General features: G+C 67.5%; 16 protein-coding genes. 13 read left to right on the top strand and 3 right to left on the bottom strand.

Annotated elements, in window-relative coordinates; all coding sequences use genetic code 11:
- Positions 1 to 132 precede the first annotated feature (132 nt).
- The 8 genes from RWP81_RS01330 (at position 133) to RWP81_RS01295 (ending at position 10,240) form a co-directional block, all read left to right on the top strand.
- The gene (locus RWP81_RS01330; protein WP_243223246.1) at positions 133 to 1,062 is read left to right on the top strand and encodes an ABC transporter permease; all 930 of its coding nucleotides are present in this window, start codon (positions 133 to 135) and stop codon (positions 1,060 to 1,062) included.
- Complete coding sequence (locus RWP81_RS01325) at positions 1,052 to 2,002, top strand: ABC transporter permease (RefSeq protein WP_243223247.1); 951 nt, start codon at positions 1,052 to 1,054, stop codon at positions 2,000 to 2,002. Before RWP81_RS01330 ends, RWP81_RS01325 begins: the two co-directional genes overlap by 11 nt.
- The gene (locus RWP81_RS01320; RefSeq protein ID WP_314451505.1) at positions 1,999 to 3,663 is read left to right on the top strand and encodes an ABC transporter ATP-binding protein; all 1,665 of its coding nucleotides are present in this window, start codon (positions 1,999 to 2,001) and stop codon (positions 3,661 to 3,663) included. Before RWP81_RS01325 ends, RWP81_RS01320 begins: the two co-directional genes overlap by 4 nt.
- Positions 3,660 to 4,250: a PH domain-containing protein gene (locus RWP81_RS01315; protein WP_314451503.1), complete on the top strand. Its 591-nt coding sequence runs from the start codon at positions 3,660 to 3,662 to the stop codon at positions 4,248 to 4,250. Before RWP81_RS01320 ends, RWP81_RS01315 begins: the two co-directional genes overlap by 4 nt.
- Positions 4,251 to 4,468: 218 nt before the next feature.
- Positions 4,469 to 5,449 carry an ABC transporter permease gene (locus RWP81_RS01310; protein ID WP_314451501.1) on the top strand — a complete coding sequence of 327 codons (981 nt, stop codon included), beginning with the start codon at positions 4,469 to 4,471 and terminating at the stop codon, positions 5,447 to 5,449.
- 1 nt (position 5,450) lies between these two features.
- Positions 5,451 to 6,374 carry an ABC transporter permease gene (locus tag RWP81_RS01305; RefSeq protein WP_314451499.1) on the top strand — a complete coding sequence of 308 codons (924 nt, stop codon included), beginning with the start codon at positions 5,451 to 5,453 and terminating at the stop codon, positions 6,372 to 6,374.
- A complete protein-coding gene (locus RWP81_RS01300; RefSeq protein ID WP_314451497.1) occupies positions 6,367 to 8,559 on the top strand; it encodes an ABC transporter ATP-binding protein in 2,193 nt (730 codons plus the stop codon). The genes RWP81_RS01305 and RWP81_RS01300 overlap by 8 nt, the downstream gene beginning before the upstream one ends.
- 4 nt (positions 8,560 to 8,563) lie before the next feature.
- Positions 8,564 to 10,240 (top strand): ABC transporter family substrate-binding protein, encoded by a 1,677-nt coding sequence (locus RWP81_RS01295; protein ID WP_314451496.1) that lies wholly within the window; start codon positions 8,564 to 8,566, stop codon positions 10,238 to 10,240.
- 112 nt (positions 10,241 to 10,352) lie between these two features.
- Here the strand turns inward: RWP81_RS01295 and RWP81_RS01290 are convergent, their stop codons facing one another.
- Entirely contained in the window at positions 10,353 to 10,721 is a 369-nt protein-coding gene (locus tag RWP81_RS01290; RefSeq protein ID WP_314451494.1) for a hypothetical protein, read from the bottom strand.
- 238 nt (positions 10,722 to 10,959) lie between these two features.
- On the opposite strand from RWP81_RS01290, the gene typA reads away from it, so the two are divergent.
- Complete coding sequence (typA, locus tag RWP81_RS01285; protein ID WP_314451492.1) at positions 10,960 to 12,873, top strand: translational GTPase TypA; 1,914 nt, start codon at positions 10,960 to 10,962, stop codon at positions 12,871 to 12,873.
- A gap of 243 nt (positions 12,874 to 13,116) precedes the next feature.
- Here the strand turns inward: typA and RWP81_RS01280 are convergent, their stop codons facing one another.
- On the bottom strand, positions 13,117 to 13,485 hold the full coding sequence (locus RWP81_RS01280) for a DUF2200 domain-containing protein (protein WP_314451491.1): 369 nt from the start codon (positions 13,483 to 13,485) through the stop codon (positions 13,117 to 13,119).
- A 201-nt stretch (positions 13,486 to 13,686) separates the two neighbouring features.
- Complete coding sequence (locus tag RWP81_RS01275; protein WP_314451489.1) at positions 13,687 to 14,238, bottom strand: helix-turn-helix domain-containing protein; 552 nt, start codon at positions 14,236 to 14,238, stop codon at positions 13,687 to 13,689.
- A gap of 65 nt (positions 14,239 to 14,303) precedes the next feature.
- Here RWP81_RS01275 and RWP81_RS01270 point away from each other — a divergent pair, with 65 nt between their 5' ends.
- The 4 genes from RWP81_RS01270 to fdxA form a co-directional block, all read left to right on the top strand.
- Positions 14,304 to 15,032 carry an AzlC family ABC transporter permease gene (locus tag RWP81_RS01270; RefSeq protein ID WP_314451487.1) on the top strand — a complete coding sequence of 243 codons (729 nt, stop codon included), beginning with the start codon at positions 14,304 to 14,306 and terminating at the stop codon, positions 15,030 to 15,032.
- Positions 15,029 to 15,343 (top strand): AzlD domain-containing protein, encoded by a 315-nt coding sequence (locus RWP81_RS01265; RefSeq protein ID WP_314451485.1) that lies wholly within the window; start codon positions 15,029 to 15,031, stop codon positions 15,341 to 15,343. Before RWP81_RS01270 ends, RWP81_RS01265 begins: the two co-directional genes overlap by 4 nt.
- An 86-nt stretch (positions 15,344 to 15,429) precedes the next feature.
- On the top strand, positions 15,430 to 15,828 hold the full coding sequence (locus tag RWP81_RS01260; protein ID WP_314451484.1) for a histidinol dehydrogenase: 399 nt from the start codon (positions 15,430 to 15,432) through the stop codon (positions 15,826 to 15,828).
- A gap of 52 nt (positions 15,829 to 15,880) precedes the next feature.
- Positions 15,881 to 16,070, top strand: a 190-nt coding sequence (gene fdxA / locus RWP81_RS01255) for a ferredoxin (RefSeq protein WP_314451482.1), incomplete at its 3' end; no start/stop codon positions are given.

The following is a 16,070-nucleotide window of genomic DNA, read 5'->3' as shown; positions in this document are numbered from 1 at the left end:
ACCCGCGAGGCGGTGACGATACGTCACCGCCTCGCGTGGTGTGTTCCGGCCGCGCACCGCTCACAGGTGGTGCGCGGCTTTCGTGCGGTGCCGCATCCGAGGCATCCATCCATTCCCCGAAGGGAGACGAGGGTGGGCTATTACATCCTCAGAAGACTCCTGCAGGTCATACCGGTGTTCTTCGGTGCGACGCTGCTGATCTACTTCATGGTCTTCGCTATGCCGGGCGACCCGATCCTCGCACTGTTCGGCGATCGCACCCCCAACCCGGCTCTGCTCGAACAGATCCGCGAGCAGTATCACCTGAACGATCCGTTCATCGTGCAGTACTTCTACTACATCACCGGTGTGCTGCAGGGTGACTTCGGTATCAGCTTCTCGGGGCAGCCGGTCAACGACATCCTGGTACGGGCTATCCCGATCACGCTTCGTCTGGCGGTCATGGCGATCGCCATCGAACTGACGCTGGCCGTCATCATCGGAACGATCTCGGCGATCCGTAAGGGCGGCGTGTTCGACAACGTCTCGCTGGTGATCGCCCTGGTCTTCGTGGCCGTGCCGGTCTTCGTGCTGGCGTTCATCGCGCAGTACTTCCTCGCCATCCAGTTCGGCTGGTTCCGCGCCACCGTCGGCGGGCAGAACAACTGGGGCGACCTATGGCTGCCGGCGCTGGTGCTCGGCTTCAGCCTCTACGCAACCAGCATGCGCCTGACGCGCGCGTCGGTCATCGACACGCTCAACCAGGACTGGGTGCGCACGGCCTACAGCAAGGGACTCCCTCGTCGTCGGGTCATCCCCGTACATGTGCTGCGCAATTCGCTGATTCCCGTGATCACCAACAGCGCGACCAATTTCGGTGTGCTCATGGTCGGCGCCACCGTGACCGAGGGTATTTTCAACATCCCCGGTGTCGGCGGCACCCTTTACCAGGCGACGATCCGTCAGGAGGGCCCGACCGTCGTGTCGTTCGTGACGGTTTTCGTCGTGTTCTACGTGCTGATCAACCTCGTCGTCGATCTGCTCTACGGTCTGCTCGATCCGAGGATCCGCTATGCCAAATAATCGTTTCCCCACCCCGCACTTCGTCGCGCCCGTGCGCGACGCCGTCGTGACCGTCGACGCCGTCCGCGTCGACGACAAGCCACGGAGCCTGTGGTCCGATGCGTGGCGCGACATGCGTCGCCGCCCGACCTTCTGGGTCACCTCGGCTGTCGTCTTCGTCGTCGTGCTGATGGCGCTGTTCCCGACATTGTTCACGCAGGTCGAGCCCTCGGGTGCGGGATGTGCGCTGTCCAACAGCAACGCCGGCCCGACCGCGGGTCACCCGCTCGGCTTCACGCTCCAGGGTTGCGACATCTACGCACGCATCGTGTGGGGTGCGCGCACGTCACTTCTCGTGGGGTTCCTCGCGACCACGATCGGCACGGTCATCGGTACGATCATGGGCGCTTTCGCCGGCTTCTACGGCGGATGGCTCGACTCCCTGCTCTCGCGCGTCGGTGACATCTTCTTCACCATCCCCTACGTGCTGGCGGCCATCGTCGTGATGAGCGTCTTCTCGCAGAACCGCACGCCGCTCGTGCTGGCGTTCGCCATCGGTGGTTTCGCCTGGGCGTCGACGGCGCGCGTGGTGCGTGCCGAGATCCTGCGCGTGCGACAGGCGGACTACATCACCGCCAGCCGCTCGCTGGGGCTCTCGCGCTTCCGCACGCTGCTATCACATGCCCTGCCGAACGCGATCGCGCCGGTCATCGTCGTCACGACCATCACCCTGGGCGCGGCCATCTCGGCGGAGGCGACCCTGTCGTTCCTGGGCTTGGGCCTGGGGAGCCAGGTCATGTCCTGGGGTCTGGACATCGGTCAGGCGCAGTCGTCGCTGCGCGTGGCGCCGACGGCGCTCATCTACCCGTCGATCGCCCTGACCGTCACGGTCCTGGCGTTCATCATCCTGGGCGAATTGCTGCGCGACGCTCTCGACCCGAAGGCGAGGGCACGTCGATGAACGCGCTTACTACCGCACCGCTCCTCAGCATCCGCGATCTCACCGTCGCCTTCGACGCGGGCAAGACCTCTCGGGAGGTTCTGCACGGCGTGAGCCTCGACATCCACCCCGGCGAGACCCTCGCCATCGTGGGCGAGTCGGGTTCGGGTAAGTCGACGACCGCCTCGGCGATCATCAATCTGCTACCGGGAACCGGACACGTCACCGGCGGGTCGATCACGCTCGAGGGCCGCGAATTGACGAGCCTGTCACTCTCGCAGATGGAGGCGGTCCGCGGACGCGAGGTCGGCTACGTCCCGCAGGACCCGATGTCGAACCTGAACCCGGTGTGGAGCATCGGCTTCCAGGTCAAGGAGGCCATCCGGGCCAACGGCATCGCGACGGGTCGGAAAGATATCGAGCAGCGTGCGATCGAGGTGCTGAAGCAGGCGGGTCTCGCCGATGCTGAGCGGCGTCTGCACCAGTTCCCGCACCAGTTCTCGGGCGGAATGCGCCAGCGTGCGCTGATCGGCATCGGTCTGGCCGCTGACCCGAAGCTGCTCATCGCCGACGAGCCCACCTCGGCCCTCGACGTCACAGTGCAGCGCGTCATCCTCGACCACATGGCATCCCTCACCCGGGAACGCGGCACCTCAGTGCTGCTGATCACGCATGACCTGGGGCTGGCCGCCGAGCGCGCCGACACCATCGTGGTGATGAACCAGGGTGAGATCGTGGAGTCGGGACCGAGTCGCGAGATCCTCGAGAACCCGCAGCACCCGTACACGCAGCGCCTCGTCGCCGCCGCGCCCAGCATCGCGTCCCAACGCATCCAGGCGCGCGTGGAAGACCGCGGCATCCTGCACGAGTCGGACATCGCCGCCCCGGCGACCGTGAAGGTCACCGATCTGGTCAAGGAGTACAAGATCCGCCAGGGCGGGTTCCGTAGCGAGCGGTTCCGCGCCGTCGACGGCGTCTCGTTCGAGATCCCTCGTGGCAAAACCCTCGCCCTCGTGGGCGAGTCGGGGTCGGGCAAGTCCACCGTCGCCAAGATGCTGCTGAAACTCGAGGAGCCCACCGCGGGCACCATCGAGGTCGACGGGGTCGACACCGGCACATTGAACGCGAAGGACACGTTCGCACTTCGGCGTCGGATGCAGCCGGTCTTCCAGGACCCGTACGGATCCCTCGACCCGCTGCGCAGCATCGGCAGCCTCATCTCGGAGCCGCTCACCATTCACAAGGTGGGAGACACGGCATCGCGCCGCGCGCGCGTGAAGGAGCTGCTGGAGCAGGTCGCACTGCCGCAGGAACTCGCGTCTCGCTACCCCAACGAGCTGTCCGGTGGTCAGCGTCAGCGCATCGCGATCGCGCGCGCCCTGGCGCTCAAGCCCGACATCCTCGTCCTCGACGAGGCCGTGTCGGCGCTCGACGTGCTCGTGCAGGCGCAGATCCTGCAACTCCTCGCGGAACTGCAGGGCGAGCTCGGTCTGACGTACCTGTTCATCACGCACGACCTCGCCGTCGTCCGCGTCGCCGCCGACCTGGTGTGCGTCATGGAACGCGGCACGCTCGTCGAACAGGGCACGGTCGACGAGATCTTCGCGCAGCCGTCGCAGGAGTACACCCGGCGACTGCTGGATGCCATCCCCGGCGCTTCCCTGTCGCTGGGCGGCGCGTGACGCGCGACGAGCGCGTGCGGGGCGCGGGACATCCACGGGTGTTCCGCGCTCCGTCGTCGATTGTCGGACTCGTCGTCGCGGTGGCCCTAGCCGCGGTTCTCCTGGGGGATGCGGCGCTGCGTGCCGGAGTGGGAGCGCTGCTTCTTCTCGCGCCGTGGATCCTGCTGGCGGTCTGGGCCGTCTACGCGTTCCTGTTCGCGCCGCACGTGCGGATCAGCGCCGACGGCATCCGCATCCAGAATCCGCTGCGGATCACCGACATCGCCTGGGCGCGCGTACGCGAGATCGATCTGCAGTGGCAGTTGAGGGTTCGAACCGACGAACCTCGGACGTACAAGGCGTTCGGGGGACCGGTAGCAGGTCGCCCGGGCCGCCCGCCACTACGGCGGGACACCGGCGCCGACCGGCGCGAACCGCCGGCCATTCGCGACCTCGTCGTCATTCAGGACGCCTGGGAGGCGTCGCGCGATTCCGCCCCTCCTGCGGGCCCGATCCATCGCTTCTGGCATTTACCTTCAGTGGTTTCCCTGCTCGCGTTGATCGTCTGGGCTATTATCGCTTTGTTCACTTCTGGCGGTGTCCGCTGAGCGCAGTGCTGCGCTCGACCTCATCGCGTACGACAAAGCGCCATGTAAGGACTTTGTTACGGTCGTGAAAAGTGCGTGCCCCCGGCGCACCTTCGCGAAAAGCCGACGTAGGGTCTCTGGAGATCCTTAGCCAGGCGAAGCAATCGGCGGGGTCTCGACGGCGAGAGGACCACAATGCAGCAGATCACCGACAACACCCGGACGAGCTCGCGCCCCTCATGACGCTGTACGTTCTGCGGCGGTTCCTGAACTACGCCGTCCTGAGTCTGCTGGCGACCTGCCTCGCCTATGTGCTCGGCAGCGCCCTGCTGCGCCCCCAAGACCGCTTCTACGGCATGAACCCCCGTCCGCCGGAGGAATCGATCGTCGCGAGCCTGAACGCGCTCGGGGCCAACCCCGACGTTCCGATCATCGTGCGCCTGTGGAACTGGCTCGTGAACCTCTTCACGAAGTTCTCGCTGGGCACCACCATCGGTGGCCAGGACGTGATGTCCGAGATCGCGGTGCGCGCGGGCACGAGCCTTCGTCTGCTGCTCATCGGCTCGATCCTCGGCGCCATCCTCGGCGTACTCGTCGGCGTGCTGGGCGCCGTGCGTCAGTACCGCGCGAGCGACCAGATCTCCACGTACTCGTCGTACTTGATCTTCGCCACGCCCACCTTCGTCATCGGCGTGCTGCTGATGATCGGGGCGACGTCGTTCAACAACGCGCTGGGAACCCAGGTCATCCGCTTCACCGGCGAGTACACCGCGGGTATCGACGGTTTCTGGCCCATGATCGCCGATCGGGCCGTACACCTGCTGCTACCGACCATCGCGCTGACTCTTGTCAGCGCCGCGTCGTTCTCGCGCTACCAGCGCAGCATGATGCTCGACGTCCTCGGCGCCGACTACATCCGCACCGCCCGTGCGAAGGGCCTTCCTCGGACACAGGCCATGTTCCGCCACGGTGTGCGCATCGCCCTCATTCCGATGTCGACGTTCTTCGCCTACAGCTTCGGCACGTTGATCGCCGGTTCCGCCATGCTCGAGATCGTCTTCTCCTGGCGCGGGATGGGGCAATTCCAGCTGCAGGCCGTCACTCAGCAGGACATCAACGCCGTCGCCGGCTCGACGTTGTTCGTGGCGATCCTGGTTCTCATTTCTTCGACATTGTCGGAGATCCTCTACGCCACTCTCGACCCGAGGGTGAGGAGCTGACATGACCATGCAGGAAGAAGCCCTCGACGGCACACTGGTCGCGACCAGCCCCGTCACCAGGGACCGCAAGCCCCTCTCGCGGGGAGCGCTCGTCCGGGCTCGGCTGAAGAAGATGCCGCGTTTCTGGGTCGGCGGCGGAATCCTGGTCTTTATCGTCCTGTGGGCCTTCATCGGACCGTTGCTCTACCCGTACGACGCCACTCAACGCGACTTCCTCAACGTGGGTCTCGGGCCGACGCAGTTGCACTGGTTCGGCACGAACGGCATCGGGCAGGACATCTACGCCCAGACACTTGTGGGCCTGCAGAAGTCGCTCATCATCGGCGCCCTCGCGGGCATCGGCGCGACGCTGATCGCCGCGGCCGTCGGCTCACTCGCCGGCTACCTCGGCGGCAAGATCGACGCCGTCATCGGGTGGCTGATCCACCTGCTGCTCGTCATCCCGTCGTTCTTCATCCTTGTCCTGCTGAGTCCCCTGACCCGTGGTCTGTCGTGGCTCGCGCTGACGTTCTTCCTCGCCGTGTTCAGCTGGATGATCCTCGCCCAGGTGGTGCGCAACCAGACGCGCTCCCTCCGCAACCGCGACTTCGTGCGCGCCGCGCGATACATGGGCATGCCGACGCGCAAGATCCTCGGCCGCCACATCATCCCCAACATCGCGTCGCTACTGATCATCGACGCGACCCTCGGAATCGTCGCGGCCATCATGGCCGAGACCTCGCTCAGCTACTTCGGCTTCGGCGTCCAGGCGCCCGACGTCTCGCTCGGCACGCTGCTGGCGGCTGGCACGTCGGCCGCTGTCACCCGCCCCTGGCTGTTCGTGTACCCCGCAGGCGTGCTGATCGTGCTGCTCCTGGCCATCAGCCTCATCGGCGACGCTCTGCGCGACGCCATCGACCCCACTTCGGGAGCGAACCGTGACTGACACCCGTTCCGCGACTCTGCTGTCCTCGACGGGACGCTCGCCCCTGCTCTCCGTGCGCGATCTCAGCGTGACCTTCCCCCAGCGTGACAGCGGCGACGTGCGCGCTGTACGCGGTATCTCGTACGACGTGCACGAGGGGGAGTTCCTGGGCATCGTGGGGGAGTCCGGCTCCGGTAAGAGTGTGTCGTCGCTGGCCGTCATGGGCCTGCTGCCCTCGAACGCCCGCGTCGAGGGAGACATCCTGTACGACGGCCGGTCGTTGCTGTCGATGAACGATGCCCAATTGTCGAAGATCCGTGGCGCGGAGCTCGCGATGGTCTTCCAAGATCCGCTGTCTGCCCTGACACCGGTCTACACCGTGGGCCAACAGATCTCCGAGGGCCTCCGCCTGCACGATCGTGCGCTCAGCGCCCAGGCTGCGTACGCGCGGAGCGTCGAGCTGCTGAAGCTCGTCGGGATCCCGGATGCCGAACGGCGCGCACGGGCCTACCCGCACGAGTTCTCCGGGGGGATGCGTCAGCGGGCGATGATCGCCATGGCGATCGCCAACGACCCGCGTGTGATCATCGCCGATGAGCCCACGACGGCGCTCGACGTGACGATCCAAGCGCAGATCCTCGAGGTGCTGCAGAAGGCGCGTGAGGTGACCGGCGCCGCCGTCGTGCTCATCACGCACGACCTCGGTGTCGTCGCGGGACACGCCGACCGCGTCGCGGTGATGTACGCCGGGAAACTCGTCGAACGCGGATCCGTCGACGAGATCTTCCACGACCCGCACATGCCGTACACCGTGGGACTGCTGCGTTCGGTGCCCAACATGCGCACCGCCGGGTCCCACCGTCTCGTGCCCCTCGAGGGGCGGCCGCCGTCCCTGGCCGCGCTCCCGAAGGGCTGCCCGTTCGCCGACCGCTGCCCGATCGCGATCGACGCCTGCCGCGAGGTCGAGCCGCAGCTCGCCGCCCACGGGGTGGCGTCCGACCACGTCTCCGCATGCATTCGCGCGGAGGAGATCGCCTCGGGCGCGCTCGCGCGGCCCGACATCTTCCCGCGTCCCGAAGCGCTCGGCGAGGTCCCGCCGCCACGCCCCGATGTGACGCCGGCCGTCGAGGTCACCGATCTCATCAAGCACTTCCCGCTCATGAAGGGCGCCGTCTTCCCGCGGCGCATCGGCACCGTGCGTGCCGTCGACGGGATCTCTTTCTCCATCCAGCCGGGCCGCACGATGGGTCTGGTGGGGGAGTCGGGGTGCGGCAAGACCACGACGATCCTCGAGATCATGGAGATGGTCGCCCCGCAGGGCGGCAGCATCCACATCAACGGTACGGACGTCGCCGCGGTGAGTCGGAAAGACAAGGAGGCGCTGCGCAAGGGCATTCAGATCGTCTTCCAGGATCCGATGGGCGCGATCGACCCGCGCCTTCCGGTGGGCGAGGTGATCACCGAGCCGCTGCTTGTGCAGGGGATGCCCCGCGCCGAGCGCGATCGCAAGATGATCGAGTTACTCGAACTCGTCGGTCTCGACCCTGCGATGTCCGATCGTTACCCGCACGAATTCTCGGGGGGCCAGCGTCAGCGCATCGGCATCGCCAGGGCGCTCGCGACCGACCCGGCCGTCGTCGTGCTCGATGAGCCGGTGTCAGCGCTCGATGTGTCGATCCAAGCTGGTGTCATCAACCTGCTCGAAGACCTGAAAGAACGCCTCGGCCTCTCGTTCCTCTTCGTCGCGCACGATCTCGCCGTGGTGCGCCAGATCGCCGACGACGTCTCGGTCATGTACCTGGGTCGCATCGTCGAGCAGGGCCCGGTCGACGCGGTGTTCGACGACCCGCGTCATCCGTACACCAAGGCACTCATCTCCGCGGCGCCCATCCCCGACCCGCGCGTCGAGCGCGGGCGCACCCGCATCCTGCTGGACGGCGACCTGCCGAGCCCGACGCAGGAGATCTCGGGATGCCGTTTCCGCACGCGGTGCCCGCTGTACCGCCTGCTGCCCGACGCCGACCGGCGCCGGTGCGATACCGACGACCCGGGGCTGCGCGCACAGGCGCGTTCCCGGGTGGCGTGTCACCACGCCGAACGGTCCGACCTCGTCTTCGAGACGGCGTCGGCCACATCCCCCCGAACGCCCCCGACCGACGGCACCACGTCGCCGGTGGCCGTCACTGATCACCAACGAGAGGAATGATCACATGATCCGTAAAGCGAAAGGCCTCAGCGCGCTCGCGCTGCTGGGCGCCGCCGCCCTGGCGATCGCCGGGTGCGCGCCGGGCAACACCGCAGCCCCCTCGGCCAACCCCGAGGACCAGAACTCCCTGCCCTCGACCGCGTGGCAGCGTGCCGACGCCGCCGACGTGCAGGACGGAGGGTCGCTGACCCTCGCCGTCGACTCGCTGCCGGTGAACTGGAACAACTTCCACATCGACGGCAACGAGGCCAACACCAACGACATCGTCGCGGCCATGCAGGGCGGCCCCATCAAGATCGACGAGTCGGGCAAGCCCGTCGTCGACGAGAACTACGCCTCCTCGGTCGAATTGACCAACGAGAGCCCTCAGACGGTCGAGATCACGCTGAACCCGGATGCCAAGTGGGAGGACGGCTCTCCCATCACCGTCGCCGACTACCAGGCGACCTGGAAGGCGAACAACGGCACCAACCCGGAGTACGTCGTCATCTCCACGACCGGGTGGGACCAGATCGCTTCGGTGGAGCAGGGTGAGAACGAATTCGACGTCGTCATCACATTCTCGTCGGTCTACGCCGACTGGCAGGGTCTCCTCGGTCAGGTCCTCCCCGCGAGCGTCGGCAACGACCCGACGACATTCAACACGGCCTACCTGACCACAGCTCTGCCGTCAGCGGGGCCGTTCAAGCTCGCCTCGCTCGACAGCACTGCGGGCATCGCGACCCTCGACCGCAACCCCAACTGGTGGGGCGAGACCCCGAAGCTCGAGACCGTCGTGTTCCGCGCGGTGAGCCAGGACCAGCAGGGCACGTCCTTCAGCAACGGCGAGATCGACGCGTTGAACATCTCGGCCAACGCCGACCTGTACCAGACCGCGCAGAACGTCGCCGGTGCTCAGATCCAGGCCTCCAACGGTCTGACCTGGACGCACATCACCATGCGCGCCTCCGACGGGCCGCTCGCCGATGTCAACGTCCGGAAGGCAGTGGCATCCATCGTCAACCGCGGGCAGATCGCCACCACGGCCAACTCGCCCGTGGGCGTTCCCGCCATCACGCAGGGCAGCTACGTCTTCATGCCCGGACAGGACGGTTACACCGACGAGGCGCTGCCCTACGACGTCGACGCGGGGGCCGCATACCTCGAGGACGCCGGTTACACCAAGGACGGCGATTCGTGGGTCAAGGACGGCACACCACTGACGTTCTCGGTGACGGTCCCGGCTGACACGGCCACGAACATCCAGCGCGCCGAGCAGATCCAGGCCGACCTCGGCGAGTTCGGCATTCCCGTGGAGCTCAACGCGGTGCCCGTCGGTGGCTACTTCAGCGAATACATCATCCCGGGTGACTTCGAGATGGTGACCTTCTCCTGGCGCGGTACCGCTTACCCGATCTCGTCGAGCGAGTCGCTGTTCTCGCCCGTGGACTCGGCACAGAACTACACCGGCATCACCGATGACCGACTCGCCGGTCTGTGGGAGGAAGCGAACACCGAGCTCGACCCGGCCACCCGTCTGCAGACGGCCGAGGAGATCGACAAGGTGCTGTGGGAGTACGTGCCGATCATCCCGATCGCGCCGCTGCCCGAAGTGTACGCCGTATCGGAGGGCCTCGTGAACTGGGGCGCCCGTCAGTTCGAAACCATCGATTGGACGATCGTCGGTTTCGCAAACGCATAGCCTGCACGCGACGACGGGGGCGGGATCCAGAAGGATCCCGCCCCCGTTGGCTGTGGGGACCTGGGGGTAGTCGCGATCTGAGCCGGACTACCGATCATCTGGTTGCGGGCGCTTAGAAGTGGCTGACGCAGCGGAAGCCCCACCGGGTGATGTCGCCGGACGACTCGCCGAATCCGAAGGTGTGAGTGCCAGGGCCGAAGTTGTACGCGTAGTCGCCGTCCGCGTAGTAGGACCCGCGGAGGTCGTTGGGAAGTCCGTGCGCTCCGGTGCGGTTGTCCGGCCACGCATAGAGGTGGACTTCACCGGTGCTGTGCCACCAGAGTTCGACCGCGAGGTCCCCGCATCCCCGCGTCACCGGTGGCCAATGCCCTTCGGCATTGGCCGCGGGCGCTGAGACGATGCCGCCTGCCGCGGCTAAAGTCAGGGCGGCCACGGCGCCGAGGGTCATGCGCTTGCTGTTGCTTCGCTTCAGTTCGCTCATGCCCCCTTCCTACCAAGGCGGGGGCGACCCGATCGGGGTTCACACGAAACGCGGAGCCGTTGTCCCCCATCCTGGGGACAACCGCGTTCGTCTGCCGACATACTGAGAACCGGAGTCCGGACCCTTACGTGGCGCCCCATATCCGGCCCAGGCACTCTGCCAGGTAGTTTCGCGGGCGCCCGGTAGACTGAACAGGCCCGATTCCGGGCGCCACCCCGAATTTTCCTGGAGACCCTCCATGGCGCACGCCCTTCGTCCTGACCTCCGCAACGTCGCGATCGTCGCGCACGTCGACCACGGCAAGACGACCCTCGTCGACGCCATGCTCCGCCAGACCGGCTCGTTCGGTGACCACGCGCACGTCGAAGAGCGCGCGATGGACTCCAACGACCTCGAGCGCGAAAAAGGCATCACGATCCTCGCCAAGAACACGGCGATCACCTACAACGGCCTGCACAGCGACGTCCCGGTGACGATCAACGTCATCGACACCCCCGGTCACGCCGACTTCGGCGGCGAGGTCGAGCGCGGCCTGTCGATGGTCGACGGCGTCGTGCTGCTCGTCGACGCGTCCGAGGGCCCGCTGCCCCAGACCCGCTTCGTGCTGCGCAAGGCCCTCGAGGCCAAGCTCCCCGTCATCCTTCTGGTCAACAAGACCGACCGCCCCGACGCGCGCATCGCCGAGGTCGAAGAAGAGGCTCACGACCTGCTGCTCGGCCTGGCGTCCGACCTCGTCGACGATGTGCCCGACCTCGACGTCGACGCGCTGCTCGACGTGCCCGTGGTCTATGCCTCGGGCCGTGCGGGTGCCGCGTCGCTCAACCGTCCCGACAACGGTTCGCTGCCCGACAACGACGACCTCGAGCCGCTGTTCGGCGCGATCCTCGAGCACGTGCCCGCCCCGTCCTTCGACGACGAGGCGCCGCTGCAGGCGTGGGTCACCAACCTCGACTCGAGCCCCTTCCTCGGCCGCCTCGCGCTGCTGCGCGTCTTCAACGGCACGCTCAAGAAGGGCCAGACGGTCGCCTGGGTACGCGCCGACGGCTCCACCAGTAACGCCCGCATCACCGAGCTGCTGAAGACCCGCGCCCTCGAGCGCTACCCGGCCGAAGACGCCGGCCCCGGCGACATCGTCGCGATCGCCGGCTTCCCCGACATCACGATCGGCGAGACCATCGCCGACCCCGAGGACGTGCGTCCGCTCAAGGCGATCACGGTCGACGACCCCGCCATCTCGATGACGATCGGCACGAACACCTCGCCTCTCATGGGCAAGGTCAAGGGCCACAAGCTCACCGCTCGCATGGTCAAGGACCGCCTCGACCGCGAGCTCATCGGTAACGTCTCGCTCAAGGTCGTCGACGTCGGTCGTCCGGACGCCTGGGAGGTCCAGGGCCGCGGCGAGCTCGCGCTCGCGATCCTCGTCGAGAACATGCGCCGCGAGGGCTTCGAGCTGACCGTCGGCAAGCCCCAGGTGGTCACCAAGCGCGGCGAAGACGGCAAGCTCAAGGAGCCCTTCGAGCACCTGACCGTCGACGCCCCCGAAGAGCACCTCGGTGCGATCACGCAGCTCATGGCCGCCCGCAAGGGCCGCATGGACAACATGACCAACCACGGCACCGGCTGGGTGCGCATGGAGTTCGTCGTCCCCTCGCGCGGCCTGATCGGTTTCCGCAGCGAGTTCCTCACGATCACGCGCGGCACCGGCATCGCCAACGCCATCTCGCACGGCTACGACGACTGGGCGGGGTCGATCACCACGCGTCAGAACGGCTCGATCGTCGCCGACCGCATGGGCGTCGTGACTCCGTTCGCGATGATCGCCCTGCAGGAGCGCATGAGCTTCTTCGTGCAGCCGACCGAAGAGGTCTACGAGGGCATGGTCATCGGCGAGAACTCGCGCGCCGACGACATGGACGTCAACATCACCAAAGAGAAGAAGCTCACGAACATGCGTTCGTCGACCTCCGACTCCTTCGAGTCGATGACGCCCCCGCGCCTGCTGACGCTCGAGGAGTCGCTCGAGTTCGCCCGCGACGACGAATGCGTCGAGGTCACGCCCGAGAAGGTGCGCATCCGCAAGGTCGAGCTCGACGCGACCGCGCGCGGCCGTTCCGCCTCGCGTCTGAAGCGTCAGGATGCCAACGCGTAAGCGTTTTCGCCTCGAACGGCCTCGCCCAGCTCACGCTCGGCGGGGCCGTTCTGCGTTCCCGGGGTCGCGGGGCGGTCGCCGCAAGACGTCTCACTCAGGTCGCTGAGCCTGTCGAAGCCACCAGTCCCTCTGACGGGGCCCGTCCCAGGTGGCTGAGTCGGTCGAAGGCACCGGTCCCTTCGACACGCTCAGGGACCTTCGGCAGGCTCGGGGACCTCCGCGAGGCGAATGCGCGACGCGACCTCAGCCCTTGGCGGCGGTGGCAGGCGCCGGCTCGCGGAGCACCTTCGCGAGCGGCCGTCCCTTCGCCAGTTCGTCGACGAGCTTGTCGAGCACCCGGATGCGGTACATCAGGGGATCCTCGATCTGCTCCACCCGGATGCCGCAGATCACCCCCGTGACCAGGTCGGCGTGGGGGTTGAGGGTCGCTTCGTCGAAGAACTCGCGGAACGTCGTCGTGCCGCGCGAGTGACGGGCGAGCTGCTCGTCGTCGAAGCCCGTGACCCAGCGGATCACGGCATCCAACTCGTCTTTGGTGCGTCCCTTGCGCTCGACCTTCGTGATGTAGAGCGGGTAGACGGCCGAGAACGCGACCCCGAAGATGCGGGACATGCTCGGCACGATAGCCCGCCTCCCCACCCCCGTCGACCCGCTCCGCCTCAGAGCACCGTTGAGTGTCCAAGAAACGCCGCGTGCGGACCCGTCGACGCGGAGTGTTCTGGACGCTCGACAGCGGGGGACAGCGGGGGACAGCGGGGGACAGCGGGGGACAGCGGGGGACCGCGGGGACGGCGGCTCGCGCGCGGATTTCGGTCAGTGCGACTCGACCACGCACACCGCGCTCATGCCGGGCGTGAGTGCCTCGAAGACGTGCGGGGCGTCGCCGGGATACGACAGGTAGTCGCCGGGCGAGAGTTCGTACGGTTCGTCGGCGGGGCCCACCCGGCCGCGGCCGGTGACCATCACGAGGTGCTCCACCGTGCCCCGGGGGTGCGGGTCCGAGAGCCGTGGTGAACCCGGTTCGGCGCTCAGCAGGTAGATGTCGCGCCGCGCGTGCGGGGGACTGGCCGACAGCAGCACGGCGAGATAGTCGGATGCCGACGACGGCACGGCCGTGGTGGCCTCACCCGCGCGGATCAGGGTGGGCGAGCGCACCCCCTCGTCCACGAGGATCGCGAACGGCACCTCGAGAGCGGAGGCAAGAGCCCACAGCGTCTCGACGCTGGGGTTTCCGCCGCCGTTCTCGAGCTGGGACACCGTCGCCTTCGCGACGCCGGCGCGTCGGGCGAGCTCCGACACGCTGAGGTCGCGCCTCTCACGCTCGCGTCGGAGGGTCGTCGCGATACGGTCGCCGAGATCCGTCATGTGTTCATTATGCTTGCCGGTCGTTCGACTTGACGAACGACCCGGCGTCGTTCACGATGATGTCCATGCGTTCGTTTCACCGAACACCCGAGGGTGTGGCATCACGACAGGGCCTCGCCGTCGCCCTCGCGACCAGCGCCTACGGCGTCTCGTTCGGCGCGCTGTCGGTAGCATCCGGGCTCGACGTCTGGCAGACCTGCGTCCTGAGCCTGCTGATGTTCACCGGCGGGTCGCAGTTCGCTTTCGTCGGCGTCATCGCGGCCGGTGGGTTGGCTGCGGCTCCGGCGGCGATCGCGTCATCCGCTCTCCTCGGCGTGCGCAACGCCGCCTACGCGATGCGCATGGCCCCCGTCGTCGCGGGCGGGTTCTGGCGCAAGGCCGCCGCGACGCAGTTCACCATCGACGAGTCGGTCGCGGTGGGACTGTCGCAGGACACCCCGCGTGCTCGCCAAGCCGGCTTCTGGGTCACCGGCATCGCCATCTGGCTGGGGTGGAACGTGTCGACGCTCATCGGTGCGCTGCTGGGCGATGTGCTGGGCGACCCGCGCACCTACGGCCTCGACGCCGCGGCGGCGGCGGCGTTCCTCGCGCTGCTGTGGCCACGGCTGCGCGGACGCCAGCCCATCGCCGTCGCCGCCGGTGCCGCGGTGGTCGCAGCGGTCCTCACACCGTGGCTCATGCCCGGGATTCCGGTCATCGCCGCTGCCGGCGTAGCGGTCGCGGTCGGGGTCTTCGACCCGCGGCGACAGTCGTCCGTACCGGGTGCCACGGCGGAAGAGAAGGGGATGCCATGACCCTGTGGACCGCGGTGCTCGTGGCATCCATCATCTGCGTCGCGCTGAAGGCGGTGGGGTATCTGCTGCCCGCACGGTGGCTCGACGCCCCACGTCCCGCCCGGATCGCCGACCTGCTCACCGTGGCGCTGCTGGCCGCGCTCGTGATGGTGCAGACCGTCGCTGCGGGTGCGGCGATCGTCGTGGATGCGCGACTTCCCGCCGTGGCGGTGGCTGCCCTGCTGCTGTGGGCGCGAGCGCCGTTCCTCGTCGTCGTCACGGGTGCGGCGGTGACGGCGGCGCTTCTGCGGCTGTGGGGGTGGGCGGCATGAGCGCGGACAGCTGCTCGGTGGACGGACGTCACCGGGCGATTCCTGTTCCCAGCATCACCATCGACGCCCGCTCTTAGACTGACGCGGTGAGCTCAACCATTCTGCGGATCGTCGGGTGGGCCGTCGCCTTCCTGATCGGCGCGTTCTACGGCACGGCGGGAACGGTCGGCCAGGCGTTCCTGGTCGGGCCGGTCCCGGTCGGGCTGATCCTGGCGACCGTCGGAAGCGCCGCGCTGCTGGTCGCGCTTCGCACTCTCACCGGTGACCGGATCAACGCCCTCGCGGGCGGCCTCGGGATCACCGCGGCCACCTACCTCTTCTCTCAGGTGGGTCCCGGGGGCTCCGCGATCGTCGCGGCGCCGACGGCCGGGACCGAGTGGGTCCCGCTGGTCTGGACGGTGGTGGGTCCGGCGCTCATGGTGCTCGTGGCGATGTGGCCCGACTTCTCGCGGCTTCGCGTCGCTCAACGGCCCGTCGAATCGTAGGTACGGGGCCTCGCTGCGGGGCCGGGTTCCCCGGCGCGATTAGACTGAGCGGGTGACTTACGTGATCGCCCTCCCGTGTGTCGATGTCAAGGACCGCGCCTGCATCGACGAATGCCCCGTCGACTGCATCTACGAGGGTGAACGATCGCTCTACATCCACCCCGACGAATGCGTCGACTGCGGTGCGTGCGAGCCGGTCTGCCCCGTCGAGGCGATCTACTACGAAGACGACCTGCCCGAAG

Origin of the sequence: uncultured Microbacterium sp., from assembly GCF_963521695.1 — a bacterium.
Lineage (GTDB): Bacteria > Actinomycetota > Actinomycetes > Actinomycetales > Microbacteriaceae > Microbacterium.
Note: the sequence above shows the minus strand (reverse complement) of the source record. Positions and strands in the feature narration are given on the sequence as shown.

Excerpts from the sequence above, each read along its gene's own strand:
- RWP81_RS01325 (WP_243223247.1), top strand. The coding sequence starts at position 1,052 with ATGCCAAATAATCGTTTCCCCACCCCGCACTTCGTCGCGCCCGTGCGC.
- RWP81_RS01320 (WP_314451505.1), top strand. The coding sequence starts at position 1,999 with ATGAACGCGCTTACTACCGCACCGCTCCTCAGCATCCGCGATCTCACC.
- RWP81_RS01310 (WP_314451501.1), top strand. The coding sequence starts at position 4,469 with ATGACGCTGTACGTTCTGCGGCGGTTCCTGAACTACGCCGTCCTGAGT.
- RWP81_RS01305 (WP_314451499.1), top strand. The coding sequence starts at position 5,451 with ATGACCATGCAGGAAGAAGCCCTCGACGGCACACTGGTCGCGACCAGC.
- RWP81_RS01295 (WP_314451496.1), top strand. The coding sequence starts at position 8,564 with ATGATCCGTAAAGCGAAAGGCCTCAGCGCGCTCGCGCTGCTGGGCGCC.
- RWP81_RS01290 (WP_314451494.1), bottom strand. The coding sequence starts at position 10,721 with ATGAGCGAACTGAAGCGAAGCAACAGCAAGCGCATGACCCTCGGCGCC.
- typA (WP_314451492.1), top strand. The coding sequence starts at position 10,960 with ATGGCGCACGCCCTTCGTCCTGACCTCCGCAACGTCGCGATCGTCGCG.
- RWP81_RS01280 (WP_314451491.1), bottom strand. The coding sequence starts at position 13,485 with ATGTCCCGCATCTTCGGGGTCGCGTTCTCGGCCGTCTACCCGCTCTAC.
- RWP81_RS01275 (WP_314451489.1), bottom strand. The coding sequence starts at position 14,238 with ATGACGGATCTCGGCGACCGTATCGCGACGACCCTCCGACGCGAGCGT.
- RWP81_RS01270 (WP_314451487.1), top strand. The coding sequence starts at position 14,304 with ATGCGTTCGTTTCACCGAACACCCGAGGGTGTGGCATCACGACAGGGC.
- RWP81_RS01265 (WP_314451485.1), top strand. The coding sequence starts at position 15,029 with ATGACCCTGTGGACCGCGGTGCTCGTGGCATCCATCATCTGCGTCGCG.